Source organism: Pseudacidovorax sp. 1753 (assembly GCF_040544975.1).
Classification (GTDB): Bacteria; Pseudomonadota; Gammaproteobacteria; order Burkholderiales; family Burkholderiaceae_C; genus Xenophilus.
On sequence record NZ_JBEPKY010000026.1, the window covers coordinates 16,312 to 41,636 of the forward strand.

Annotated in this window: 24 protein-coding genes; 10 read left to right on the forward strand and 14 right to left on the reverse strand. The window is 71.8% G+C overall.

All coding sequences use genetic code 11. The annotated features are described in order from the left end of the window. Positions 1-39: 39 nt before the first annotated feature. From ABIC63_RS25610 to ABIC63_RS25635, 6 genes are all read left to right on the forward strand, one after another. On the forward strand, positions 40-846 hold the full coding sequence (locus tag ABIC63_RS25610) for a response regulator transcription factor (RefSeq protein ID WP_354321845.1): 807 nt from the start codon (positions 40-42) through the stop codon (positions 844-846). Continuing rightward, complete coding sequence (locus tag ABIC63_RS25615; protein WP_294377121.1) at positions 843-2,246, forward strand: sensor histidine kinase; 1,404 nt, start codon at positions 843-845, stop codon at positions 2,244-2,246. The genes ABIC63_RS25610 and ABIC63_RS25615 overlap by 4 nt, the downstream gene beginning before the upstream one ends. Positions 2,247-2,461: 215 nt before the next feature. Then, positions 2,462-3,511 carry an NADP-dependent oxidoreductase gene (locus ABIC63_RS25620; RefSeq protein WP_294377125.1) on the forward strand — a complete coding sequence of 350 codons (1,050 nt, stop codon included), beginning with the start codon at positions 2,462-2,464 and terminating at the stop codon, positions 3,509-3,511. A 71-nt stretch (positions 3,512-3,582) separates the two neighbouring features. Continuing rightward, entirely contained in the window at positions 3,583-4,008 is a 426-nt protein-coding gene (locus ABIC63_RS25625; RefSeq protein WP_294377128.1) for a hypothetical protein, read from the forward strand. 230 nt (positions 4,009-4,238) lie between these two features. Beyond that, positions 4,239-4,616 carry a DUF2628 domain-containing protein gene (locus ABIC63_RS25630; RefSeq protein ID WP_354321846.1) on the forward strand — a complete coding sequence of 126 codons (378 nt, stop codon included), beginning with the start codon at positions 4,239-4,241 and terminating at the stop codon, positions 4,614-4,616. A gap of 213 nt (positions 4,617-4,829) precedes the next feature. Next, a complete protein-coding gene (locus tag ABIC63_RS25635; protein WP_354321847.1) occupies positions 4,830-5,675 on the forward strand; it encodes an undecaprenyl-diphosphate phosphatase in 846 nt (281 codons plus the stop codon). Positions 5,676-5,714: 39 nt separating this feature from the next. On the opposite strand, the gene zwf is transcribed toward ABIC63_RS25635, so the two are convergent. From zwf to ABIC63_RS25705, 14 genes are all read right to left on the reverse strand, one after another. After that, positions 5,715-7,178, reverse strand: a complete 1,464-nt coding sequence (gene zwf, locus ABIC63_RS25640) for a glucose-6-phosphate dehydrogenase (protein ID WP_354321848.1) — start codon at positions 7,176-7,178, stop codon at positions 5,715-5,717. Positions 7,179-7,430: 252 nt separating this feature from the next. Then, positions 7,431-8,282: a DMT family transporter gene (locus tag ABIC63_RS25645; RefSeq protein ID WP_354321849.1), complete on the reverse strand. Its 852-nt coding sequence runs from the start codon at positions 8,280-8,282 to the stop codon at positions 7,431-7,433. A gap of 132 nt (positions 8,283-8,414) precedes the next feature. After that, on the reverse strand, positions 8,415-8,966 hold the full coding sequence (locus ABIC63_RS25650; protein ID WP_354321850.1) for a cytochrome b: 552 nt from the start codon (positions 8,964-8,966) through the stop codon (positions 8,415-8,417). A gap of 201 nt (positions 8,967-9,167) precedes the next feature. After that, entirely contained in the window at positions 9,168-9,893 is a 726-nt protein-coding gene (locus ABIC63_RS25655; RefSeq protein WP_354321851.1) for an AraC family transcriptional regulator, read from the reverse strand. A 5-nt stretch (positions 9,894-9,898) separates the two neighbouring features. Beyond that, the gene (locus tag ABIC63_RS25660) at positions 9,899-10,195 is read right to left on the reverse strand and encodes a helix-turn-helix domain-containing protein (RefSeq protein WP_294377149.1); all 297 of its coding nucleotides are present in this window, start codon (positions 10,193-10,195) and stop codon (positions 9,899-9,901) included. Continuing rightward, the gene (locus ABIC63_RS25665) at positions 10,176-10,502 is read right to left on the reverse strand and encodes a transcriptional regulator (RefSeq protein WP_294377150.1); all 327 of its coding nucleotides are present in this window, start codon (positions 10,500-10,502) and stop codon (positions 10,176-10,178) included. Before ABIC63_RS25665 ends, ABIC63_RS25660 begins: the two co-directional genes overlap by 20 nt. Positions 10,503-10,541: 39 nt before the next feature. Further along, positions 10,542-12,101: a class I adenylate-forming enzyme family protein gene (locus ABIC63_RS25670; protein ID WP_354321852.1), complete on the reverse strand. Its 1,560-nt coding sequence runs from the start codon at positions 12,099-12,101 to the stop codon at positions 10,542-10,544. Positions 12,102-12,198: 97 nt separating this feature from the next. Beyond that, a complete protein-coding gene (locus tag ABIC63_RS25675; protein ID WP_354321853.1) occupies positions 12,199-15,564 on the reverse strand; it encodes an SNF2-related protein in 3,366 nt (1,121 codons plus the stop codon). 39 nt (positions 15,565-15,603) lie between these two features. Beyond that, positions 15,604-15,852, reverse strand: a complete 249-nt coding sequence (locus tag ABIC63_RS25680) for a hypothetical protein (protein WP_304307837.1) — start codon at positions 15,850-15,852, stop codon at positions 15,604-15,606. A gap of 154 nt (positions 15,853-16,006) precedes the next feature. Further along, entirely contained in the window at positions 16,007-16,705 is a 699-nt protein-coding gene (locus ABIC63_RS25685) for a response regulator (RefSeq protein ID WP_294377160.1), read from the reverse strand. Then, on the reverse strand, positions 16,702-18,255 hold the full coding sequence (locus tag ABIC63_RS25690) for an ATP-binding protein (RefSeq protein WP_354321854.1): 1,554 nt from the start codon (positions 18,253-18,255) through the stop codon (positions 16,702-16,704). The genes ABIC63_RS25685 and ABIC63_RS25690 overlap by 4 nt, the downstream gene beginning before the upstream one ends. Before the next feature lie 223 nt (positions 18,256-18,478). After that, positions 18,479-19,021 (reverse strand): ATP-binding protein, encoded by a 543-nt coding sequence (locus ABIC63_RS25695; protein ID WP_294377165.1) that lies wholly within the window; start codon positions 19,019-19,021, stop codon positions 18,479-18,481. 13 nt (positions 19,022-19,034) lie between these two features. Next, on the reverse strand, positions 19,035-20,183 hold the full coding sequence (locus tag ABIC63_RS25700; protein ID WP_354321855.1) for a porin: 1,149 nt from the start codon (positions 20,181-20,183) through the stop codon (positions 19,035-19,037). A gap of 159 nt (positions 20,184-20,342) precedes the next feature. Further along, on the reverse strand, positions 20,343-21,299 hold the full coding sequence (locus ABIC63_RS25705; RefSeq protein WP_294377170.1) for an AEC family transporter: 957 nt from the start codon (positions 21,297-21,299) through the stop codon (positions 20,343-20,345). 183 nt (positions 21,300-21,482) lie between these two features. Between ABIC63_RS25705 and ABIC63_RS25710 the strand changes: the two genes are divergently transcribed. From ABIC63_RS25710 to ABIC63_RS25725, 4 genes are read left to right on the forward strand one after another with little or no spacing between them, the layout of a single operon-like run. Beyond that, positions 21,483-22,604, forward strand: a complete 1,122-nt coding sequence (locus ABIC63_RS25710) for an ABC transporter substrate-binding protein (protein WP_354321856.1) — start codon at positions 21,483-21,485, stop codon at positions 22,602-22,604. A 1-nt stretch (position 22,605) separates the two neighbouring features. Then, positions 22,606-23,628, forward strand: coding sequence for an adenosine deaminase (locus ABIC63_RS25715; RefSeq protein WP_354321857.1), 1,023 nt, complete (start codon positions 22,606-22,608; stop codon positions 23,626-23,628). 21 nt (positions 23,629-23,649) lie between these two features. Beyond that, positions 23,650-24,447 carry an ABC transporter ATP-binding protein gene (locus ABIC63_RS25720; protein WP_354321858.1) on the forward strand — a complete coding sequence of 266 codons (798 nt, stop codon included), beginning with the start codon at positions 23,650-23,652 and terminating at the stop codon, positions 24,445-24,447. After that, on the forward strand, positions 24,447-25,310 hold the full coding sequence (locus tag ABIC63_RS25725) for an ABC transporter permease (protein WP_354321859.1): 864 nt from the start codon (positions 24,447-24,449) through the stop codon (positions 25,308-25,310). The genes ABIC63_RS25720 and ABIC63_RS25725 overlap by 1 nt, the downstream gene beginning before the upstream one ends. The last annotated feature ends 15 nt before the right edge of the window (positions 25,311-25,325 follow it).

The window sequence follows — 25,325 nt, forward strand, 5'->3', positions numbered from 1 at the left end:
GACGGCGGTGCGCGCGACGCCCCTGGGCACAATTCCGCCATGTCCACCGACGCGCCCCGCATCCTGCTGATCGACGACGACGTGCATCTCGGGCCGCCGCTCGCGAGCTACTTCGCCCGCTTCGGCTGCACGCTCGACTGCGCGCTGCGGCCCAGCGAGGGGCTGGCCAGGCTGCGTGCGCACCCCTACGACGCCGCCATCCTCGACGTCATGCTGCCCGAGATGGACGGCTTCGCCCTGTGCCGGCAGATCCGCACGGACAGCGACATTCCCATCGTCATGCTCACCGCCCGCGGCGACGTGATGGACCGTGTGGTTGGCCTGGAGCTGGGCGCCGACGACTACCTGCCCAAGCCTTTCGAGCCGCGCGAGCTGGTGGCGCGCGTGCAGACCATCCTGCGCCGGCAGCGCGTGCGCCCCGCCGCGGCGCCGGCGTCTGCGCAGCGCCATGACTTCGACGGCCTGGCCATCGACCTCGATCGCCGCGAGGTCCTGCGCCATGGCGAGCGGCTTGAGCTGACCGGCACCGAATTCGAGCTGCTGGCGCTGCTCGCCTCCGAGCCCGGCAAGGTGTTCAGCCGCGACGACATCCTCAACCGGCTGCGCGGCCACGAGGCCGACCTGTTCACCCGCGCGGTGGACATCGTCGTCAGCCGCCTGCGCCGCAAGCTGGAGCCGCTGGACTGCATCAAGACGCTGCGCAACGCCGGCTATACCCTGGCCGTCGGCCGTGTGGTCGAGGAGGCGGGTTCGACCCCGGCCCGTCCCCCCGTCCGCCCTGAGCCTGGCGAAGGGCAGAACGGCGCGCAAGCCACCGCCGACCGGCCGCCCGGCGCTGGCTCATGACCTCCCACCGTCGCGCCCCGGCCGATCCCGCCTGCGACGGCCTCGTGCCGCGCCGCTTCCAGCGCCGCCGCCGCTGGCGCCAGCGCTGGAGCCATTCGCTGCGTCTGCGGCTGGTCACGCTCTTCGTGGTGCTGGCGTTGGCGATGACCATCGTCTTCCTGGGCGGCTTCCGCGCGGCCTTCGGCAGCACCGGCTGGCGCGCCGTGGCCCAGCCGCTGCTGAGCGACTACATGGGCCGCGTGGTCGACGAGATCGGCAGCCCGCCCAGCGTCGAGAAGGCGCGCGAGCTGGCCGCGCGGCTGCCCATCTCGCTGCGCATCAGCGGGCCGGTGGTCAACTGGGCGTCCGACCCCGACGACGAGCGCCATCGCCGACGCGACTGGCTCACCCCGCGCGTGCCCACCGCGCCCGGCGAAGACCCCTGGTACGTGCGCCGCACCGCCGACGGCCACCGCATCACCTTCGGCTGGAGCCCGCGGCTGATGCAGCAGGCCAACGACGGCTTCGACGGGGCGATGGTGGCGCTGGTCGTCGGCCTCATCCTGCTGGCCTACGGCGTGGTCCACAAGCTGCTGCGACCGCTGGAGGATATCCGCGCCGGTGCCGAGCGCTTCGGTCGGGGCGACTTCTCGCGGCCCATTCCGCTGCGCCGCCGCGACGAACTGGGCGAACTGGCGCAGCACATCAACACCGTGGCCGAGGACATCAAGCGCATGCTCGACGCCAAGCGTGCGCTGCTGCTGGCGGTGAGCCACGAGTTGCGCTCGCCGCTGACACGGGCCCGGCTCAATGCCGAACTGCTGCCCGAGACGCCCGACGGTGCGGCCGAACGCGCCGCACTGCTGCGCGACCTCAACGAGATGCGCGACCTCATCAGCGACCTGCTCGAAGGCGAGCGCCTGTCCAGCCCGCATGCGGCCCTGCAGCGTGAGCCGGTCGACCTGCCGGCCCTGGCCCGCGAGGTCATGCAGGAGCTGGTCGCGCGCGGCCTGCCCTTGGCCGAGGCCGTGCAGGTGGACGCCGCCTCCGACCTGCCGGCGCTGTCGCTGGACCGGGCGCGCGTGCGGCTGCTGCTGCGCAACCTGCTGGCCAATGCGCTGCACCACGGCGCCGGACCGCAGCCGCCCCGCCTGTCGCTGCACCGCGCACCCACGGCGCCGGATGAGCCCGACGGCGTCTGCATCGAGGTGCGCGATTTCGGCCCCGGTGTGCCCGAGGACCAGCTCGAACGCCTGGCCGAGCCCTTCTACCGCCCCGACAGCGCGAGGGCGCGCGGTGCCGGCGGCGGGGGCGTGGGGCTGGGCATGTACCTGTGCCGGCTGGTGGCGCAGGCCCACGGCGGCCGGCTCGACCTGCGGCTGGCGAAGCCGGGACTGGCGGTGACGGCGCTGCTGCGCTGATCCGCTGATGCCAGGGCGAGCGCACCCGCCGTTGCGCCGCCCGCGGCCCCGTCGCCGGCCGTGCGTGTTCTGCCGTTTGCCGCGTCGCGCATCGGCGAGTGGTGCGCAGGCCTGCCGGTGCTGTCGCCTGCGCAACCAGCCGCCGCCCGGCCCCTGGCTAGCATGCCCGCGACCGTCCGCTCGGCCCCGAAGACATCGCACCAGGAGACACCCGAATGACCGCCACCCCCGCTGCCACCGCCAACCGCCAGTTCCGCCTGGCCCGCCGCCCGCAGGGCGCCGCCACGCGCGAGGACTTCGACTTCGTCGCCGACGCTCCCATCCCCGCGGTGGAAGAAGGCGGCGTGCTGGTGCGCACCGAACTGCTGTCGCTCGACCCTGCCATGCGCGGCTGGATGAACGAGGGCCGCAGCTACATCCCGCCGGTGGGCATCGGCGAGGTGATGCGTGCCGGCGGCATCGGCCGCGTCGTGGCCTCGCGCAACCCCGGCTTCGCCGAGGGCGACGCGGTATCGGGGCTGCTCGGCATCCAGGACTTCGCCGCCTTCGGCCATGCGCAGATCCAGCGCGGCGACGTCCGCCGCATCGACCCTGCCGCCGGCACGCCCGGCCAGTGGCTCAACGTGCTGGGCATGCCGGGCATGACGGCCTACTTCGGCCTGCTGGACGTGGGCCTGGCCAAGGCGGGCGACACGGTCGTCGTCTCGGGCGCCGCAGGTGCCGTGGGCCAGACGGTCGGCCAGCTGGCGAAGATCAAGGGGTGCCGCACCGTCGGCATCGCCGGCGGCCCGGCCAAGTGCGATTGGGTGGTGAAGGAGCTGGGCTTCGACGCCTGCATCGACTACAAGGCCAGCCCGCAAGCCGTGCGTGAAGGCCTCAAGCAGCATGCGCCGCGCGGCGTGGACGTGTACTTCGACAACGTGGGCGGCGACATCCTCGACACCGTGCTCGCCAAGCTGGCACCCAAGGCCCGCATCGTCATCTGCGGCGCCATCAGCCAGTACAACAACGCCAACAGCGCGCCCACCGCCGGTCCGCGCAACTACCTCAGCCTGCTGGTCAACCGCGCCCGCATGGAAGGCATGGTGGTCTTCGACTACGCCGACCGCTACCCCGAGGCCATCGCCGAGCTTGCGGGCTACCTCAAGGACGGTCGCATGAAGAGCCGCGAGGACGTGGTCGACGGGCTGGAGAACTTCCCGGAGGCGCTGGCCAAGCTCTTCTCGGGCGGCAACTTCGGCAAGCTGGTGCTCAAGGTGGCCTGACACCGGCGGGCCGTGCGTCCGCGTTACGCTGCAGGCCCCATCCGTCCTTGCCCCAGGAGCATCTTTTGCCCATGAAGCCTGCGTCGCCCATCGCCGCCGTCCTGCTTGCCGCCTGCGCCGCCACCGCCCATGCGGCCCTGCAGGAGGACTTCCGCTGCCTGAGCTCCTCCGGGCCCAGGCCGATCTCGCTGGAGTTCCGGCAGGTCGTCGACACCAACGTCGAGTGGAGCGGTGGCTATGTGCTCTACAAGGGCTCGAAGAAGGCCATCCCCATCGTCGTCGCCAGCAGCCGCACCACCGACCGGCCCGAAGGCCGGCCCTGGGCCTTCGAGGACCGCTGGGTCGAGGTGCTCGAGGGCAGGATCAACGGCGTCTACACCGTGCGCCGCCAGGGCGCCAACATCACCGACTTCACCTACACCTCGGCCAAGGACGGACGGGTGTTCTCCTTCTCGCAGGACATCGCGCACACCGGGACGCAGTCCTGCAACTGGTGAGCGCCCCCTTCCTGCGCCGGCGCCTCTGCAGCGCCAGACCATGACCACCGCCAGCTTCGTCGCCACCCACGCCGACTGAGCGGCCGCGGTGCGGCAGCGACTGCTCGACACGCGGCGCTGCGCCCACCTCGGCCACGCTCGACCGCATGGGCGACCTGGCACAAGGCGAAGGGGCCTTTGCCGTTGTACCGTGTTCGCGTCACAGGGCGGCTGCGGCCGATGAGGGAATCATGAGGACCTACAACGTGTACACGCACCCGACACACGGCATGGAGGCCGTGAAGGTCGGCTTCTCCTGGCCGGCCTTCTTCTTCGGCCTCTTCTGGATGCTGTTCAAGAAGCTCTGGCGGCGCGCCGGCCTGTGGTTCGCGGTCTATCTCGTCCTGGCGCTGATCGAGAGCGCCACCGACCGCGCGCCCGAGAGCGGCGCCCAGGCGCTGGTCTACCTGCTGCTCAGCGCGGGGTACTTCGTGCTGTGGCTGCTGCCCGCCTTCAAGGGCAATGCCTGGCGCGACGCCGACCTGGTGCGCCGTGGCTACGACAGGCTGGCGACGCTGGAGGCCGACACGGCGGATGCGGCCCTGGCGCATGCGGCCCGGCCGGTGTGAACGAAGTGCCTCGCCGCGGCGTCCCCGGATGAAGGGGCCATCGGCTCGATCACGGCGAACCTCGTGATGGGCCGCTTCAGCTGCCGCGCAGTCGCGTGGCCGTCAGCTTGTCTGAAGAGAATCGACGGCTCACCGGACGAATGAAGGGTGGTCGCGCGGGCCATGCCATGCCGCCGGCGGTACTGAAATCACTTCGACATCCTGTCCGCGACCATGAACGCCCTCCAAGTCGCCATCCTGGCCCTCATCCAGGGTGCCGCCGAACTGCTCCCCGTTTCCAGCTCCGCGCACGTGATCGCTGCGGAGAAATTGATGGGGCTGGACCCGACCACGCCCGAGATGACGATGCTGCTCGTCATGCTCCACACCGGCACGATGTTCGCCGTCATCGCCTACTTCTGGCGCAGCTGGAAGAAGGCCTATTTCGGCTCATGGGCCTCCTTCAGGCAGAACGCGACGGCCGTGGCGCTGGCCACGGTCTGCACGGGCGTCGTCGGCCTCGGGCTGCAGTTCGCCATCAAGCATTGGGTGCTGGCGTCCGATCCCAACTTCGAGATCGAGCACCTGTTCGGCAATTCGCGCCTCATGGCCGCGGCGCTGGCCGCGGCGGGCGTGCTGATCATTGCGGCGTCCTTCATCCCCGAGCGGGCCGGCCGGCGCGTCGGCGGCCCCTCGGCGATGCTCATCGGCGCCGTGCAGGGGCTGTGCCTGCCTTTCCGCGGCTTCTCCCGCTCGGGGGCCACGATCTCCACCGCCATGGCGGCGGGCATCGAACGGCGAAAGGCCGAGGAATTCAGCTTCGCCCTGGCCGTCGTGCTGACGCCGGCCGTGATCGTCAAAGAGGCGCACCGGCTGCTCACGGCCTCGGGCACCGGCCATGCGGTGGCCGTGCACGACCTCGGCCGTGTGCTGGCGCCGAGCGCCTTCGGCATGGCGCTCAGCTTCCTCGCGGGCCTGGCGGCGCTGCGCTGGCTGTCGTCCTGGCTGGAGTCGGGCCGGTGGTACCTGTTCGGTGCCTATTGCCTGGTGGCCTCGGCCTTCGTGCTGTGGTTGGGGTGAGCTGAAAGCGCAAAAAGGCGCAGCGGACGGGTCAGGGGCTCAGCCCTGGCCCTGGCTCGTCGGCCGCCACGCCCGCTCGAAAGGGAGGCGCCACGCATGCGGCGCGATCAGCTGGTGCACCGGCTTCGGTCCCCATGAGCCGGGCTGGTACAGGCGCACCGGCGGCGGCGCCTCCAGCAGCGGCTGTGACACCTCCCACAGCCGCTCGATGCCCTCGGCGGTGGTGAACAGCGTGCGGTCGCCGCGCATGGCGTCGAGGATCAGCCGCTCATACGCTTCCAGCACCTCGTGCACGTAGCCGGTGTCGTTCATGGCGAACTGCAGGCTCAGCTTGTCCAGCCGCATGCCCGGCCCGGGTCGCTTGCCGTAGAAGGACAGCGACATCTTCGACGCGTCCGCCAGGTCGAAGGTCAGGTGGTCGGGCCCCTGCGAACCCACGCCGCTGCCGGCCGGGAACATGCTCTTGGGCGGCTCGCGAAAAGCGATGGAGATCACCCGCTGCCCCTCGGCCAGTCGCTTGCCGGTGCGCAGGTAGAAGGGCACGCCGGCCCAGCGCCAGTTGTCGATGTGGCACTTGAGGGCGACGAAGGTCTCGGTGTCGGAGTCCGGGTCCACGCCTTCCTCCTGCCGGTAGCCGGCGTACTGGCCGCGCACCACGTCCTGGGGCGGGATCGGCAGCATGCTGCGGAAGACCTTGTTCTTCTCCTCGCTGATGGGCACAGGCTCCAGCGACGTGGGCGGCTCCATGGCGACGAAGCCCAGGATCTGGAACAGGTGCGTGACCACCATGTCCTTGTAGGCGCCGGTCTGCTCGTAGAAGGCGCTGCGCTTGCCCAGGCCCAGCGTCTCGGGCACGTCGATCTGCACGTGGTTGATGAAGGTGCGGTTCCAGATCGGCTCGAACAGGCCGTTGGCGAAGCGGAAGGCCAGGATGTTCTGCGCCGCCTCCTTGCCCAGGAAGTGGTCGATGCGGAAGATCTGCTCCTCTTCGAACACCTCGTGCAGCTTCGCGTTCAGGTCGCGGGCGCTGGCCAGGTCGGTGCCGAAGGGCTTTTCCATGACGATGCGCGCGCGCTCGACCAGGCCGGCCTCGCCGAGGGTGCGCACCACGGGCAGCGCGGCCTTGGGCGGCACGCTGAGGTAGTGCAGGCGGCGGGACTCGGTGCCCAGTTCGGCTTCGGCCCGGGCCACGGCCTCGGCCAGCGCTGGCGCGCCGGCCGACAGCGGCACGTAGTCGAGCGTGGCGGCGAAGGCCTCCCAGGCCGCCTGGTCGACCTTGCGGCTGCCGAACTCGTCCAGCGCGGCGCGGGCGAAGCGGCGGAAGCCCTCGGCATCCAGGTCGTCCAGCGAGCAGCCGACGATGCGCCAGGCGGGGATGAAGCCGGCGCTGCACAGGTGGAAGAGGCCGGGCAGCAACTTGCGCCGGGCCAGGTCGCCGGTGGCGCCGACCAGCACCACCACCTGGGGAAAGCGTGGGCCCACGCCGGGTTGGATCTTGGCCATGAACGATGTCCTCTCTTCTGGAATGTGCGGGTGTGACAGCGGGGGATGGATGGATTGTTCTTCACGAAGGCATGCGCCGGACGCCTGCCTTGTGCCATCGACCATAGCGAATTCAGTGCCAACGAAGCGCTCTTCGTCGTCCCGCCGCGCGCCGGACACGCTGTTGCAGCGTCACACGCGACATTCTTCACGCAGAGGGCCCGCGCGTGCGCCGCGGGTGCTGCGGGTGCCGTGGGGCGGGGGCGACGCCGTTCAGCGCGCCCGCGAGCCCATCACCGCCGCCGACACGATCATTGCGGCCGCCACCGCGATGCCGCCGGTCAGCGGCCGGCCGGTCACCACCAGCAGCAGGGTCGTCGACAACAGCGGCGTCAGGTAGCTCAGGATGCCGATCTGTCGCGCATCACCCGTCTTGAGCGCCCGGTCCCAGAAGAAGAAGGCCGCGCCCAGCGGACCCAGCCCGCACAGCGCCACCAGCGCCCAGTCGCCCGCCGACAGGCTGGTTGCCGGCTCCAGCAGTGCATGGCAGGCCAGGGCCAGCAGCCCGGAGACCAGCCCAAAGGCGCCGATGGCCGAGGTGGGAAAGGCCGGCACGCGCTTCGTCCACAGCGAATAGCTGGCCCAGATGAAGGCCGAGCCCAGCGCCGGCACGAAGCCCCAGGCGAAACCGCCGACGCCCCCCGTGCTGCGGGCGCTCAGGATCGCCACCGCCGCGCCCGCAAAGCCCAGCAGCGCGGCCACCACATGCAAGGGCCTGAGCGCCGTGCCGGGCAGCAGCACCGGCGCCAGCACCACCATGCCCAGCGGCCAGAGGTAGTTGACCAGGTTGGCCTCCACCGGCGGCGCATGGCGCAGCGCGATGAACAGCAGGAAGTGGAAGCCGAAGAGCCCGTAGATGCCCAGCGCCAGCGTGCGCGGCGGCACCGCCCAGGCGCGGCGGTCGCGCAGCACCAGCGGCCAGCTCGGCAGGCTGCCGATGATCAGCGCGGCGCCCGTGAGCAGGAAGGGCGGCACATGCGCAAGCGCGGTGCCCAGCGAGGCCAGTGAGGCCCACAGCGCGATGGCGGCCAGGGCATGCAGGGTGGAGGCGGAGAGAAGGCGCATCCGCCGAGCTTAGGCGGGCGCATCGTCGCGCGCCGCCGGTCTCTCGTCGCGCGACTGCGATCTGGCAAGGAGGGAGAGGCCTCGGGCGGTGGGCCGCTCGGGGACGAAAGCGGCGCCAGCGTTCACACCTTGTCAGGCCCGCCCGGGCAGCATGCGGCGCAGGGTGTTGTCGCGCAGCACATGGTGGTGCACCAGGGCCGCGGCCGTGTGGGCGCCCACCAGTGCATAGCCCACGCTGGCGCCGGCCTCGTGCACTTCCTTGATCAGGTGGGCCAGGTTGGGCGCCGGCGGCAGCGGCGAAGGCAGCGGCATGCCGAAGAAGGCCACCGGCGTGCCCTTGGCCGCCAACGAGAGCCAGCCCAGCAGCGGCATCGCCAGCATCAGCCCGTAGAGCGCGAACTTCATCCAGCGCGCCAGCTGCTCCTGCCAGGCGGCCGGCGCCGGCACGATGGCGGGGCGGGGTTGCCGGGCCACCAGCGCGAGGCGCAGGCAGGCCAGCGGCAGCACCAGCAGGCCCAGGCTGTAGTGCAGCCCGCGCAGCAGGAGGTAGGTGTCGCTGCCGCGCGGGAAGTTGTCGGAGGCCAGCATGCAGCCGTAGACGGCGACGATGAGCAGGGCCATGCCCCAGTGCAGGGCGATGGCGGAGGGCGTGTAGCGTGGGTGGGAGCGTGTGGCGGTGGTCATGGCGGGCGCATCGTGGAATGAGGCCCTGGCGGGCCGGGCGGCCGGTGCGGCCCGCGGAAGGCGAGGCGGCATGGGCCGGAACGGGCGCCATGGTCCCTCCAGGGCATTTAGGCAGTCTTAAGACGGCGCGCGGCGTTTGGTGTGCGTCAAAGGCAGGCCGCCGCAGGCTGGCAGCGCGCCCGACCGGGAAGACGGTGCCCTTCAGGTGCGCCAGCCGCCGTCGCGCCGCAGCGCCGCCGTGAGCGCTGACGGCGAGCGGTAGCCCGTGCGGCGCGCCGTGTCGGCCACCGCCAGGCCCTGGGCGCGCAGGTGGCGCGCCTGCGCCAGGCGCAGGGCGCGCAGCCAGGCCAGCGGGCTCAGCCCCTGCTCATCGCGGCAGCGCTGGGCGAACTGGCTCGGGCTGAGGCAGGCGCGCGCGGCCAGGTCCTCCACGCCCAGGGGCCCCTGCCAGTGGGCCGCGGCCCAGGCCGACAGCGCCGCCCAGTCGATGGGCCGGCCGCGCGGCGGCCGCGAGGGCGGTGCGGTCCAGGCTTCGCACAGCAGCCAGGGAGCCTGGGCCAGCGCCAGCGCCGCCGGCTGCGGCTGGGCCAGACACAGTCCCAGGTAATGCGCCAGTGCCGCCGCCCGTGGGCCCTCGGCGGCGCGGCCCGCATGCGGCGTCCAGGCCGCGTCCCGGGTGTCCAGCACCAGGCAGCGGCTGGCGCCCGCCTCGGCCTCGAAGTCGTGGCGATCGCCCGGCGCCACGACGAAACCCTGGCCCGCGGCCAGGCGCCGTCCCCGGCCCTCCACCTCCAGCGCCAGCACGCCCTGCAGCGCCACCAGCACCTGGAAGTGGTCGTGCGCATGGCTGCCGCGCGACGGGCCGTAGTCGCGCAGCGAGAGGGCGGCGGGCGTCGGCCCGCTGCTGACGGCGGAGCGCCACGTCATCGGCGTCAGGGCGCGACGCTGCGCAGCACCTGCGGTGCCACGCGAGCCACACGGATGAGCGTCTGTGCCGCGCCGGAGGGCTGGGAGCGGCCCTGCTCCCAGTTCTGCAGAGTGCGCACCGACACACCCAGCAACTGTGCGAACTGCGTCTGCGACAAACCGACGCGGGCGCGTGCATCGGCAGCGTCGGGAATCTCCACGCGCGTGACGCGGGCGGCCCGACCGGCCTTCATGTCCTTCACGGCCTCCAGAAGATCGTTCTGGAAGGCCTGCATTTCCGCATCAGCGTTTCGGCGGGGCATCGTCGATCTCCTCTCGCAGTTGAACCAGGAATTCGGTGGGCAGCGTGTCGAAGCGCGCTTTGGTGTAGCCGATCAACAGCCAGACCTGGCCTTCGTCCAGCAAGGCATAGGTGATGACGCGCGCGCCGCCTCGCTTGCCCGCACCGGCGCGCGACCAGCGCACCTTGCGCAGCCCGCCAGAACCCACGATCAGGTCGCCGGCCAGCGGGTTGCGGGCGATCCAGTCGATGAAGGCCTCGCGCTCGCCCTCTGCCCAGATCGCCGCCATGCTGCGCACGAAAGCCCGCGTTTCGCTCACCGTGAACATCGGTCGATCATACGCGAGAAGCGTATAGCAACCCGAGAGTCAGTTTGAAGGGGCCGCGGCCCAGCGCTCCCGCAGCTCGCGCTTGAGCACCTTGCCGATGGCGCTGCGCGGCAGCTCGTCGATGAAGCGCAGGCCGGCCAGACGCTGGGTCTTGCCCAACTGCTCGTTGGCCCATTCGCGGATCGTCTCGGGTGCGGTGGTGTCGCCGGGCCGGTGGACCACGTAGGCCACGGGCGTCTCGCCCCATTGCTCCGAGGGAATGCCGATCACCGAGCAGTCGGCCACGGCCGGGTGGCGGCGCAGCACGGCTTCCAGGTCGCTGGGGTAGAGGTTGAAGCCGCCGCTGATGACCATGTCCTTCTTGCGGTCGAACAGCGTGAGGAAGCCGTCGGCGTCGAAGCGGCCCACGTCGCCGGTGCGGATGAAGCGCTTGCCGTCGGGCGCGAACCATTCGGCCTCGCGCGTCTTGGCGGGCTGCTTGTGGTAGCCGACCATCATGCCGGCCGAATGGCCCACGACCTCGCCGGCCTCGCCCGCGGGCACCTCGCGGCCCTCGTCGTCGATCAGGCGGATGTCGCTGCCGGGCGCGACGCAGCCCACGGTGTGCAGCTTGTCCGGGTGGGCATGCGCCTCCAGGATGCAGGTGCCGCCGCCTTCGGTCATGCCGTAGAACTCGATCAGCCCGCCCGGCCAGCGCGCCAGCACGTCGGCCTTGAGCTCGGCGCGGAAGGGCGCGCTGGTGCAGAACTTGGCCTGGAAGCGCGACAGGTCGTGGCGGTCGAAGTCCGGGTGCGCCATCAGCCGCTGGTACTGCACCGGCACCAGCATGGTGTGCGTCACGCCTTCGCGCTCGGCCAGCTGCAGGTACTGGCCCGCGTCGAACTTGGGCATCAGCCACACGCAGCCGCCGAAGGCCAGCGTGGGGAAGAACACCACCAGCGTGGTGTTGGAGTACAGCGGTGTGGACAGCAGCGTGACCGACTCGGGGCCGTAGCCGTAGACCGCACCGCGCTGGATGTGGGCCCAGCGCATGCCGTGGCCCTGCACGATGCCCTTGGGCTCGCCGGTGGTGCCCGACGAATAGATGATGTTGAAGGGCGTGGCGGGCTGCACCTCGGCTGGCTGCGGGGTGGCGCCTTCGGGCGCGAGCCAGTCCGCCAGCGGCCGGGCGCCGGCCACCTCGCCCTGCAGCGCGATGCGCGGCGCGGCGGACTCGCCCGCATCACCCATGGCCGCGTTGCCGACGGCATCGACGAACACCAGGCGGGCATCCGCATCGCGCACCATGCGCGCCAGGCTGTCCGGTGCGCTGCCGGGGGCGAGCGGCGCCACCGCCACGCCCGCGCGCAGGGCGCCGAGGAAGACGCAGACGTAGTCCACCGAGGCATTGGCGCAGACGGCGATGGCATCGCCCACGCCCAGCCCGTCGCGTTGCAGGGCGGCGGCGACGCGGTCCATGCGGGCGTCGAGCGCGGCGTAGTCGAGCCGGCCGTGCGCATCGGCCAGGGCGGGCCGTGATGGCTGTTCGCGCGCATGCAGGCGGATGAGGTCGGACACGGTGCCGAAGGACTGTTCGGCCACGAGTTGCTGGGCGGTCATGAAGCGGTCTCCTGAGGGTGCGGCCGGCTGCGGCCGTTCTGCCGGCCAGCATAGCGGCGCGGCCTCGCTCGGGCTGTCGCCTGCTTGCGCGCCAGGCTCAGCTGCCCAGGGGGCGCAGCAGCAGCGCCACGTCGTCCTCGGTGAACAGCAGCCGGTCGCCGCTGATGCCGCCTTCCAGCAGGCCCTGCGACAGGGCCGCCTTGCGCGCCTGCATGGCGAGGATGCGTTCCTCGATGGTGCCCTCGGCCACCAGCTTGTAGACCATCACCTGCCGCTGCTGGCCGATGCGGTGGGCGCGGGCGGTGGCCTGCGCTTCGACGGCGGGGTTCCACCACGGGTCGTAGTGGATGACGGTGTCGGCCTCGGGCAGGTTCAGGCCCGCGCCGCCGGCCTTCAGGCTGATGAGGAAGAGCGGCACGTCGCCGCGGGTGAAGCGGGCGATGGCGGCCTCGCGGTCGGTGGTCTGGCCGGTGAGCGTGGTCCAGCGCAGGCCGCGCTCGCGCAGCGCGGCCTCGATCAGCGCCAGCATGCTGGTGAACTGCGAGAACAGCAGCACGCGCCGGCCTTCGTCCAGCATCTCGGGCAGCACGTCCATCAGCCATTCGAGCTTGGCCGACTGGCGCACCTGCTGCGCCGCGGGCAACGACTTGACCAGCCGCGGATCGCAGCACACCTGGCGCAGCTTGAGCAGTGCGTCGAGCACCTGGATCTGCGAGCGCGCCAGCCCGCGTTCGGCCAGCGACTCGCGCACCTGGCGCTCGGTGGCCAGGCGGATGGTCTCGTACAGGTCGGCCTGCGGGCCTTCGAGCGTGACGGTGCTGAGGGTCTCGATCTTGTCGGGCAGCTCCTTGGCCACGTTCTGCTTGGTCCGCCGCAGCAGGAAGGGCGTGACGCGCCTGCGCAGCTGTTCGAGGCAGGCCGTGTCGCCATGCCGCTCGATGGGCGTGCGGAAGACCTCGCGGAAGCGCGCCTGGCTGCCCAGGAAGCCGGGCATGAGGAAGTGGAACAGGCTCCAGAGTTCGCCCAGGTGGTTCTCCAGCGGCGTGCCCGACAGGGCCACGCGCTGGCGCGCTTCCAGGCTGGCGGCGACCTGGGCCACCTGCGAGTCGGCGTTCTTGATCTGCTGCGCCTCGTCCAGCACCACCACGTGCCAGGCCTGCTTCTGCCAGAAGACACGGTCGCGCGGCAGCAGCGAATAGGGCGCGATGACCAGGTCGGTGCCGCCGAATCCGCCGCGGCCATGGCGCTGCGGGCCGTGCCACACGGCGGTGCGCAGCGCGGGCGCGAAGCGGGCGGCCTCGCGCCGCCAGTTGCCCAGCAGGCTGAGCGGTGCCAGCACCAAGCAGGGCCGGTCCAGCCGGCCGTCCTCCTTCTCGCGCAGCAGATGCGCCAGGGTCTGCAGCGTCTTGCCCAGGCCCATGTCGTCGGCCAGGATGCCGCCGAGCTGGTGGCGGCGCAGGAACTGCAGCCAGTCCATGCCCTGCTGCTGGTACGGACGCAGGGCGGCCTGCAGGCCGGCCGGTGCCGGCACCGTGGGCAGCGCGGCGTCGCCGCCCAGTTGGCGCAGCAACTCTCGAAGGCGGTCCGCGCCGTCCCACACCGCGCCGTCGTCCAGCGTGGCGCCGATGCGCAGGGCCTCCACCTGCGTCAGGCGCAGCGTCGCGGCCTGCTCCCAGTCGGGGGCGGGGCGCTCGGCCACGAGGTCGAGCAGGGCCTGCAGCCAGGGCTTGAGCGGGGCGGAGGGCAGGCGCAGCCAGCGCCCGTCGGGCTGCTCGCGCCACAGCCAGTCGGGCAGTTGGGGTCCGTCGGGGCCGTGTTCGATCTGCGCCAGCAGGCCCGGCAGCCAGGGCAGCACGTTGTGGCGCTCGCCGTCGATCTCGATGCCCAGCGACAGCTCGAACCAGGGCGAGGCGGAACGCTCGTCCGGGGCTTCGCCAGCGGGCGCCGCGTCCTCGGGCGTTCCTTCCACGATGCGCAGCGCCAGTGCATGGGGCGGCTCGGCCAGGCCGCGCAGGGCGGGGTCGGGCTCGACACGGAAGCCGGCATTCGTCAGTGCGGCCCAGCCGCTCACGGCCCAGTCCAGCCAGCGTGCCGCCGAGGCACCGTGCCAGCGGCCGAGCGCGTCGACCGACAGGTCCAGCGCCTGCAGGCGCTGGCGCGCCCACTGCTCGGCGGCCAGGTCGCGCTGCAGCAGCACGCGGCGCCCGTCGTGCTCGGCCAGCACCCGCGCTGGATGCTCCGGCCAGTGGCCGCGCAGGCCGCCGTAGTCGAAGTCCAGCAGTGCGACGAGCAGGCCGCGCGCGGCGCGCTCGGCCGGCGGCACCGGCCGCAGGCGCAGGCAGGGCTGCGGCAGGCTGACCGGCCAGGGTTCCGGATGGTCGGCGCGGGCGGGCAGTGGCATGCCCAGCTGTCGCGGCAGCAGCTCGGCCTGCGCATCGTCGAAGGCCGACTGCGGCAGCGGCCCCAGGGTGAGCAGCTGAGTCAGCTGCGCAGGCGACAGGCCGGAGGCCTGGGCGACGCCGCATTCGCCAGTGGTCCGGTCCAGGTACAGCGGCGGCAGCGAGGCATAGAGCGTGCGGCCTTCCCCCGGCTCGGCCAGCACCGCCAGCAGGGCCCAGGCCGGCGCATCGCCCAGCGTGGCCGGCGCCCAGTGCCAGCCGATGGCGCGCGGCGCCCCCCAGCGCAGCGGCGCACCCTGCGGCCGGCCCTCGGCATCGGCCAGGAAGAGCTTGCCGGTGCGGGCCGCGGCCTGCAGCGCGGCGGGTGCCTCGGCGCCGTGCAGCAGGCCGCTGGCGGTGTGCAGGTAGAAGGCACCGCCGAGCCGCCCGATGTGGGCCAGGCACTCGCGGTCGGCCTCGGACAGCCCGCCGCCGGGCAGGCCCAGCCGCACCATGGCATCGGCATCGGGCGAGCGCAGCCGGCCCCAGCCGCCACGCTTGAGCGGCCGGGCCAGCCGCCAGGCCAGCAGCGGCCGTGCCGGCTCGCGCGGGCTGCGGCGGCTTTCCTGCAGCAGGTAGATCGGTGGATCGCTCTCGGGCGCAGCGGGCGGTGGCGCCAGATCGTCGAACAGGCCCAGCGAGGGCGGCAGTCCCGCAGGTGCGGCCGGCGCTGGGGGCCGCGGCGGGGAGGGCGGCTCGGCGCCGCGCACGGTGCCGCTCTGGTAGGCGGCCTTGAGCGTCAGGGCCACCGCATGCCGGCAGCGGCTGCCGGCGGCGCAGCTGCAGTCGCTGCCGAAGCTGGCGATGCGGCCATCCGCGTCCAGCTCCAGCAGCACGCTGCATTCGTGCACCTGCCGGTCCTCGCCCTGCACTTCGCCCTCGATGCGCCATTCGCTGCGGCTGGCCGGTGCGAGCGAATGGCTGACGACCTGCTGGCGCCGATAGGCCTCCAGGCCCCGTTGGTAGGCGGCAACGGGCAGGTGCTGGGCGAGTGTGGCGGGGGCGATCAGGAAGGCGGCGCGCATCGGGGCCCGGAGTGTGCCCCAGATGCGTGGCGGCGCCGCTCAGGGCATGGGCATGCCACCGCGCGGCATGGCGCCTTCACCGAAGCCCATGCCCATGCCCGGGCCCGGACGTGGCGCGCCGCAGCCTGCCTCCGCGTCGGGGCGCGGCATCGGCGGGCCGCCGGCGGGGCGCATCATGCACTGGGCATGGGCCTGCGGTGGCGGGGGTGGCGGCAGCATGATGCAGCCGGAAAGTCCGGCGGCGAGCAGGGCGGCCCCTGCGGCGGCGAGTGGTCGGAATGAAGCCATGTCTTGCGTCCCTTCTGGGTGTGTCGAGGAAGACATCAGTGTTGGCGCCGACCTGGGAGGCATTGCGCAGCGGGGTGGCAAAGTGCACATCCCGCCGCAGACCGACGCGCGCCCGCCACACTCGCGGGCACGGGACGCGCGGCCGCTCAGCCGCTCAGCCGCGGGGTGCGGCCGGCGCCGGAGGCGCCTCGAAGGAGAAGCCCACGCCGTAGACCGAGCGGATCCACTCGTGCTCGGGCGCCGCCTGCGACAGCTTGCGCCGCAGGTTCTTCACATGGCTGTCGATGGCGCGTTCGGTGACGTCGACATCGTCTTCATAGGCCAGCTCCAGCAGCCGTGCGCGCGAGAAGATGCGTCCCGGCTGCCGGGCCAGCACGCGCAGCAGCGAGAACTCGCGCCGGGTGAGGTTGAGCGGCTGCCCGCCGAGCGAGGCATGCCAGCAGCTCTCGTCCAGCTCCATGCCGTGCGCGGCGGCGGCCACTTCCTGCGGTGCGCGCGTGCGGCGCAGCACGGCGGCCACGCGGGCCACCACCTCGCGCGGCGAGAAGGGCTTGCACACGTAGTCGTCCGCGCCGTGGGCCAGGCCCAGCAGGCGGTCGACCTCTTCGGTGCGGGCCGTGAGCATGATCACCGGGTGCTGCGTGTGCACCCGCGCCTGCTGCAGTACCGACAGGCCGTCCAGCCCGGGCAGCATCACGTCCAGCAGCGTGAGGTCGGGCGGGGTTTCCAGCATGTGGCGCAGCGCCTCGCGGCCGTCGGCCACATGGTCGGTCTGGTGGCCCTCGCGGCGCAGGTAGTCGCGCAGCACGTCGGCGATGTCGGTTTCGTCTTCGACGATGAGGATGCGGGTCATGAGGGTTCGGTGTCCGAAAGGGGAAGGAAGAGGGTGATGCGCAGGCCGCCGAGCGGCGATGCGCCGGCCTCGATGTCGCCGCCGTGGGCGTCGACGATGGCGCGGCAGATGGCCAGGCCCAGGCCCGAGCCACCCAGCGCGCGGTTGCGCGAGGCCTCGGCGCGGAACAGGCGGTCGAACAGGCGCGGCAGCTCGTCCTCGGTCACGCCGGGGGCGCTGTCGTCCAGCTGCACGACTAGCGCCGGCGCGCCGTCCACCCGGTCGATGCGGGCCTCGATGGCGAGGCGGCCGCCCGCATCGGTGTAGGCGAGCGTGTTCTCCAGGAGATTGATCCACACCTGGCTGAGCTTGCGGGCCTCGCCCAGCACGCGGGGCGCCCGCTCCTCGGCCAGTCTGCGCACGCCGCCGGCCTCGACCTTGATGCCGGCCTGCGCAAAGCGGTCGCGCGTGGCGGCCAATGCCTCCTGCAGCAACGTGAGTGGGTAGGTGGGCGCGTGCTCGCGCAGCGCGGTGCCATGGCTGTCCATGCTGTGGCGCAGGTCGTCCACCAGCTGGGTCAGGCGCATCACCTGCCGATGCAGCCGCAGGGCCGTGCGGTCGTCGAAGCTGCGCACGCCGTCTTGGATGGCCTCGATCTCGGCCCGCATGGCCGCCAGGGGGGTGCGCAGCTCGTGCGCCACGTCGGCCAGCCAGGCGCGCCGGCCGGCTTCGGCCTTGTCCAGGCGGTCGGCCATGGTGTTGAAGGTGCGGCCGAGCAGGGCCAGCTCGTCCTGCCCCTGCACACGCACCCGCGTGCCCAGCCGGCCGCGGGCCACGGCCCGGGCCGCGTGGGTGAGGTCGTCGATGGGCGCCAGCCAGCGCCGGCCGACCAGGCCTGCGATCAGCAGCGCGGCCACGAGGCCGACTGCGCCTGCCAGCGCGATGAAGCCCGAATGCCGCGCCAGGAAGGCGCGGTCGGCTTCGTGCTCCAGGCCCTGCATGGGCGCCAGCAGCAGCTGGCCGATGATGACCGTGCCGCTGCGGATGGGCAGGTGCGCCGCGGTGGTCGGGTCCACCTTGGCGCCCACGACCAGCTTGCCGGCCGTGTCGACCACCGCCAAGCGCTTGAAGATCAGGTCGGGCGGACCACCCTCGCCGCGGGGAAAGGGAAAGAACCAGGGCGGCGCGATCCGGCCGCCCGGCTCCAGCGGCGATGGGGGCTCGCGGTCCTCGCCGAAAGGCAGAGCCCAGCCGCCACCGCGCGAGGACCGGTCCCAGAGGCTGGGCGGGCGTTCGCGTGGCGCCAGCGAGGCCGGGTCCACCTCGCCGCGCTGGAGCCGGTTCCATGCCTCCTCATTGCCGCGCAGGCGCGACCAGTTGCCATTGGCCACGTAGTGCTGCTGCAGCCGCTCGGCCAGCCAGCTCAGCCGGCGGATCTCGATCTCGGCCACGTACGGCCCCAGGCCGCTGCGCAGCGAGAGCATCGATGAAACGGCAAAGGCCACCAGCAGCGTGAGCAGCAGGGTGGCCAGGGCCAGGAAGAGTTTGCGCGTGAGCGTCAGGCGGGGCATTGGGCTGCCGCCGGTCGCGCCGATGGCCGGAAGGGCCAGGGCAACTCGCCGGGCGGGGGGGCGTGCTGGACGATGGGCCCGAGGGTAAACAAATCCTGGTGACTCGGGTGCGGGTCGGCGGTGCACGGGCTCCAGCTGAGCCATACGCCGCTGAACACGCCGACGAGCGCGGTGACGGGGCCCAGGGCACGGTAGCCGCGGCCGGTTTGCTTCGAGGGGGACATCAGGCTTGCTCCTTCACGGATGGCACGAGGGGCAGTCGCAGCGTGGCCCCCATCGCGCCCCAGGCCGAGGGGGCGGCATAGAGGCGGCCGCGGTGGGCATCGATGGCCTGGGCGCATTCGGCCAGCGGCCGCAGCGCGGCGTCGCGCTCCGGATGCACGGCCTGCGAGAAGCCGTGCACGCGCCGGGCCAGCGCGGGCGGCTGCCGGTCTGCCGGCTCGTCCACCACCGAGACGGCGGCGGTGGCGCCTTCGGCGCGTGCGTGCACGCGCAGCACGCCGCCGGCGGGCGCCAGCAGTTCGGCGGCCAGCGCGAGCAGGCGGCCCAGCACCTGTGCCAGGCCGTTCGGCGCCATGGCGACCCACAGGGCATGGGCCGGCAATTGCCAGTCGACGGACACGCCCGGCGCCAGGCGCGGCCCGGCTGCCATGGCGGCCAGCACGGCGCGCAGGTCGGCCGTCGTGTCGGCCGGCTGTACGCCGGCAGGCAGGCTCGCGGGCGCGGTGCGCCAGGCGGTGGCGTCGGTGCGGGCTCCAGCTCTCACGGCGGCCTCCCGGTCAGAAGTTGTGGCGGATGCCGAAGTCGTACCCCGTGGACGACTTCGGCAGACCGCTGTAGCCCACGCCCACCGAGCCGTAGCCGGTGGTGGCCGCGGCCGACAGGCTGCCGGTGTAGGCGCTGTCGTTGCGGTTGCTGATGCGCGCCACGGTGGCATACAGCGACGTGCGCTTGGACAGGTTGTGCACATAGCCCAGCGCCAGCTTGCGCGAGCGCGGCGCTTCGCCGTAGAGCGGCGCGAGCGCGCCTTCGTCGTAGCGCACCTGGCCGTAGGAGGCGCGGATCAGGCCCGCGCCCACCGGCATGCTGGCGCCGATCAGGTAGCCGTCGTAGTTGTTGCTGAGCGAGGTCTGCAGCGTGTCGGAGCGGTCGCGCACGTTGGAGAGTTCGCCGAAGAGCTTGACCGGCCCGAAGTCGTAGGTGGCCCCCAGGTTGCTGCGGCGCACGGTGCGGGTGAGGCTGCCGCTGTCGGTCACGGTGGTCTGGCCGGAGGCCAGGGCGATGTCGAGCGGGCCGTTGGCATAGCCGAAGCGCGCGCCGGTGTAGCGGCCCGCATCGCTGGTGCCGGTGAGGCTGGTGCTGGTGTCCACGTTCTCGTGCGCTGCGTACTGCACCTGACCGTAGAAGCCACCCAGCGTGGCCGGCAGGAAGTAGCCCACCATGTTGCTGGCGCGCAGGTAGTTGGTCGCCAGGCCGGTGTCGGCCGCGCTCACCGCGCCGATGATGTTCGCGCCCGAGCCGTTGCCGCCGAAGGGGTCGAAGATCGTGTCGTTCAGGGAGTTGGCGGTGCGGTCGCGGCCCAGGCGCAGTTCACCGAAACGGCCCGACAGGCTCACCGTCGAGCGGCGCGTGAACGACAGGCTGCCGGCGCCATCGTCGGTGGACAGCGGCGCCTCCAGCCAGAAGCTGGCGGCCAGGCCACCGCCGAGGTCTTCCACGCCCCGCAGGCCCAGGCTGCTGTTGCCGTAGCCCGAGTTGCCCAGGCTGGTGCGGCTCTGGCGCGTGGTGAGGCCGGTGGTGGCATCGGTGGCCGTGGCCGACTGGTAGGTCACGCCCGTGTCGATGGTGCCGAAGAGGGTGACAGACGATTGGGCCGAGGCGGCCCCGGCGAGCGCGCCGCAGGCCAGGGCGACGAGGGTGTTCTTCATTCTTGCTCCGTTCCTTTCGAGCCACGGCCAGCCGTCGGCTGGAACCATGGGCGCCGGCAGGAGACCGGCGCGAGCGAATGGTCGGGGGCAAAGTCGGAGGAAATTTGAATGGGCCCACGCTGCCGTGTGAGGGCGCAGCGCGGGCCCGGCGTGCCGCGGCTACATGCCGAGCAGGTGTGGCAGTACCGCCAGCAGGGCGCTGATGGTGAAGAAGGACAGGGCGGTGGTGGCCAGCAGCGAGGCGGCCGCCAGCGAATCCTGGCCATGCGGCTGCGCCAGGATCGGATAGATGCTCAGCATGGGCGCAGCCGCCGACAGCACCAGCGCCAGGCGCAGCGCCGGCTCCATGGGCGGCATGCCCAGCGCCTCGGCGGCCAGCAGCACGGCCAGCATCAAAGCGGGGTGCAGCAGCAGCTTGCCGGCCGCGATGCGCAGCACCTGGCGGCGCATGCCCGCCAGGCCCAGGCCCACCAGCGAGCCGCCGATCACGAACAGTGACAGTGCGGTGCTGGCCTGCGCGAACAGACCGATGGTGCGCAGCAGCGGCGCCGGCAGGCGCAGGCCGGTCAGCGCCACCGCCACGCCCGCCGCCATGGCCCAGATCATGGGGTTGCGCGCCAGGCTGTGCGCCGTGCGCCGCAGCGTGAGGCGCCAATCGCCGCGGCCGTCGGCGGCATCAGCCAGCGCCATGGCCAGCGGCACCAGCAGCAGGTTCTCCACGATCATGTTCAGGCCCAGCACCAGGCCGGCGCTCTGCGCGATCACCATCGACAGGATGGGGTAGCCGACGAAGCCGCTGTTGGGGCAGCTCATGCCCATGGCCACGAGCGCCGGCACGGGGCTGCCGGCGGGTGCCTGTCGCGCCGCCCACCAGCGGCCCACGAAGAGCGTGAGCAGCGACCCCACCGCGTACAGCAGCATGTAGCGCAGGTTGAGCACATCGCCCGTCGGTCGCTGGACCAGCGCGCTGAACAGCAGGGCCGGCAGCGCCAGCCGGATGACGAACTGCCCCAGCACCCGCATGTCCGTCCGGGCAAACAGGCCCCTGCGGGTGACCAGCCAGCCGGCAGCGATGGCGAGATAGATGGGAACGGTGATCGAAAGGATGGCGAGCATGGCGGGTCCGGCGAGCCCGGCACTGTAGCCATGCGTCCCGATCCGCGTCGTTTGCGAATCGAACAGCCCCATGCCGCGCTGCGTCTGAATGTGCAAAAAATCAGTACATGAATTGCTGAAATCTGATCCCAAGGTGAACTTCACGGGTGCTATCTTTTCCTGCATCAAGACAGAGGACCCCGCATGCTCTCCCCCACGACAACCGCTCTGCGTATTGGTTTTGCCCGCCTGGCCCTGGGCTTTGCGGCCGCTCTCGCGGCGCTGGCGCCGGCCCATGGGCAGGCACCCGCCAAGCCGCTCAAGCCCGTCACCATCGCCCTGGGCACGCAGGTGGTCAACGTCACCTATCCCTGGCTCACGCTGCCCATCGCGCTGGGCTACTGGAAGGAGGAGGGCTACGACGTCAAGGTGGTCACCGTGGGTGGCTCGCTGCAGGGCATCCAGCAGATGGTGGCCGGCGGCGTGGAGTTCGCGCAGGTCAACTCCACCGGCCTGATCCAGGCCAACACCGACAACAACGTGGCCGTACGCGGGCTCATGGGCACCGGCGTCATCGACTGGGGCATCGGCGTGACGCAGGACGGCCCCATCAAGAGCGTGACGGACCTCAAGGGCAAGAAGATCGGCATCTTCAGCCTGGGCACCGGCGGCGTGCCGCTGCTCAAGGGCTACCTGCGCTCCAACGGCATCGATCCTGACAAGGACGTGCAGATCATCGCCACCGGCGCCGGCGCACCCGCGCTCGAAGCGCTCAAGAGCGACCGCGTGCAGGCGCTGATGTTCTGGGGCTCGGCGCTCACCGGCTTCCAGAACGCCGGCACGCCGCTGCGGGTGCTGTACGCGCCGGCCTGGCGCGCCCTGCCCGACTTCACCTTTGCCACCATGCAGAAGACCATCGACACCGACCCGGCGATGGTGGAGGCCATCTCGCGCGGCGCGGCCAAGGCCACGCTCTTCGCCTGGACCAACCCCGACTGCGCGCGCCGCATCCACTGGAAGAACTTCCCCTCCACCAAGCCCACCGGTGCCGACGAGGCCACGCTCGCCAAGTGGGACCTGGCCCTGCTCGACACGCAGCTGGACACCATGAAGGCAGCCCACGCCATGAACGGGGGCAAGCTGATCGGCGCCATGGACCCGGCGGCCTACGGCCGCATGCAGGACTTCATGCAGGGCGAGGGGCTGATCAAGCGCACGGTGCCGGTCGAGTCGATGCTCTACCTCAAGCCCGGCTTCGTGGAGGCGATCAACCGCTTCGACCAGAAGGCCGTCATCGATGCCGCCAAGGCCTGCAAGAACGTCTGACATGACGCCTGAACAGTTCATCGCCGGCCTGCCCAAGGCCGAGCTGCACATGCACATCGAGGGCTCCATCGAGCCCGAGCTGATGCTGGCTCTTGCCCGCCGCAACGGCGTGGCCATCCGCTGGCAGACCGAGGCCGAACTGCGCGCGGCGTACCGCTTCACCCGGCTGCAGGATTTCCTGGACCTGTACTACGACGGCTGCCGCGTGCTGCTGCAGGCGGCCGACTTCCGCGAGGTGACGCGCGACTACCTGCGCCGCGCCCATGCGGACGGCGTGCGGCATGCCGAGATGTTCCTGGGGCCGCAGGGCCACACCACGCGCGGCGTGCCGCTGGCGGTGGTGATGCAGGGCGTGCTCTCGGCCATGGAGGCCGCCGAGGCCGAGGACGGCATCACCAGCGGCCTGATCCTGGTGGCCCAGCGCCACCGCAGCGAAGAGGAGGCCATGGCGCTCCTGGCCGAGGCCGAGCCCTGGTTCGACCGCATCCTGGGCTTCGGCCTGGGCGGCGCGGAGCTGGGCCATCCGCCCTCGAAGTTCGAGCGCTTCTTCGCCCGCTGCCGCGAACTGGGCTTCAAGGTGACGGCCCATGCCGGGGAGGAAGGCCCGGCCGCCTATGTACGCGAGGCGGTGGAGCTGCTGCAGGTGGACCGGCTGGACCACGGCAATGCCTGCCTGGACGACCCGGCGCTGGTGCAGGAGTTGACGCGCCGCCGCATTCCGCTGACGGTGTGCCCGCTGTCCAACCTCAAGCTGCAGGTGGTGACGGACATGGCGGCGCATCCGCTCAAGACGCTGATGAACGCCGGCCTGTGCGTCACGGTCAATTCCGACGACCCCTCCTACTTCGGCGGCTACGTCAACGACAACTACCTCGCCTGCCAGCAGGCGCTGGGCCTGACGCAGGCGGAGCTGGCGCAACTGGCGCGCCAGAGCTTCGAGGCCGCGTTCATGCCCGAGGCGCAGCGCGCGCAGGCGCTGGCGGCCATCGACGACTGGGTGGCGCTGGCCGACGCCGCCGTCTGACCCTTCTCCCGAGGACCTCGCATGAGTTCGACCCTGGCGCCCGAAGCGCCGCCGGCCTTCCGCTTCGGCGGCCTGCACAAGACCTTCCGCTCCAAGGACGGCGGCGACGTCGTCGCCCTGCACGACGTGCATTTCAGCGTGCGGCGCGGCGAGTTCGTCACCGTGGTCGGCCCCAGCGGCTGCGGCAAGAGCACGCTGCTGCGCATCCTGGCCGGCCTGGAGCGCGCCAGCCGCGGCCAGGTGGAGCTGGGTGGCCGTCCGCATGCCGGCCCCAGCCGCGACGTGGGCGTGGTGTTCCAGTCGCCTGTGCTGCTGCCCTGGCGCAACATCCTCGACAACGTGCTGGTGCCGGCCGAGATCCAGGGCCGCGACCGCGCCGCCGCGCGAGAACGGGCCCGGCACTACCTCCAGCTGGTGGGCCTGTCCGGCTTCGAGACCAAGTACCCCAGCGAGCTGTCGGGCGGCATGCAGCAGCGCGTGGGCATCGCCCGCGCGCTGGTCAACGATCCGCTGCTGCTCCTCATGGACGAGCCCTTCGGCGCGCTCGACGCCATGACGCGGGAGACCATGAACACCGAGTTGCTCAAGCTGCGCGAGCGCACCGGCGCCACCATCATGCTGGTCACGCACAGCATTCCCGAGGCGGTCTTCCTGGGCGACCGGGTGATCGTCATGTCGCCGCGGCCCGGCCGCGTGACCCAGGTGGTGGAGGTGGACCTGCCCTCGCCGCGCACCCTGGACCTGATCAACACCGAGCGCTTCGGCACCTACGTGTCCGGCATCCGCGCGAACCTGCATGCCAGCGGAGGGCTGGACTGATGGCCGACACCCTGACCTCTTCCGTGCCGTCGGGCGCCGCCGTGGCCGACGCGGCCGAGACCGCGCCTGCGCGCGCCACCGGTCTCACACCGATGCGCCGGCGCGTGCTCATCGTTGCCGTGTTCGTGGCGGTGGTGGCCGCCTGGCAGCTGGCGGTCACGGCGCTCGACGTGTCGCACCTGATCTTCCCCGGCCCGCTGGCCGTGGTGCAGGCGCTCTACGACGGCATCGCCTCGGGCGACATTCCGTCGCACCTGTGGGTCACGCTCTACGAGATCCTGGCCGGCTTCGCGGCCGGGGCGCTGGCCGGCTTCGTGCTGGGTGCGCTGATCGGCCAGAGCGCGCTGCTGGAGGCGGTGCTCTACCCGTACGTGGTGGCCTTCCAGACCGTGCCCAAGGTGGCGGTGGCGCCGCTGTTCGTGCTGTGGTTCGGCTTCGGCACCACGTCGAAGGTGATCATCACGGCCACCATCGTGTTCTTTCCGGTGCTGGCCAACACCATCGTCGGCCTGCGCTCGGCACCGCGCGAGCAGATCGACCTGATGCGCGCCTTCACCGCCTCGGGCTGGCATGTGTTCCGCATGGTGCGGCTGCCGCATGCGCTGCCCTATGTGTTCGCGGGGCTGGACATCGGCATCGTGCTGTCGGTCATCGGCGCCATCGTGGGCGAGTTCGTCGGCGCCCAGGCGGGACTGGGCTACCTGATCCTGCAGCGCAACTTCTCGATGGACGCGGCGGGCATGTTCGCCATCCTCATCGTGCTCTCGCTCATCGGCATCGTGCTGCATGCGGCGGTGCGCTGGATCGCGCGGCGCGTGATCTTCTGGGCCGACGCCTTCACCGATCTCTCGCGCGGCAGCTAGTCTTTCCGAGCCGCG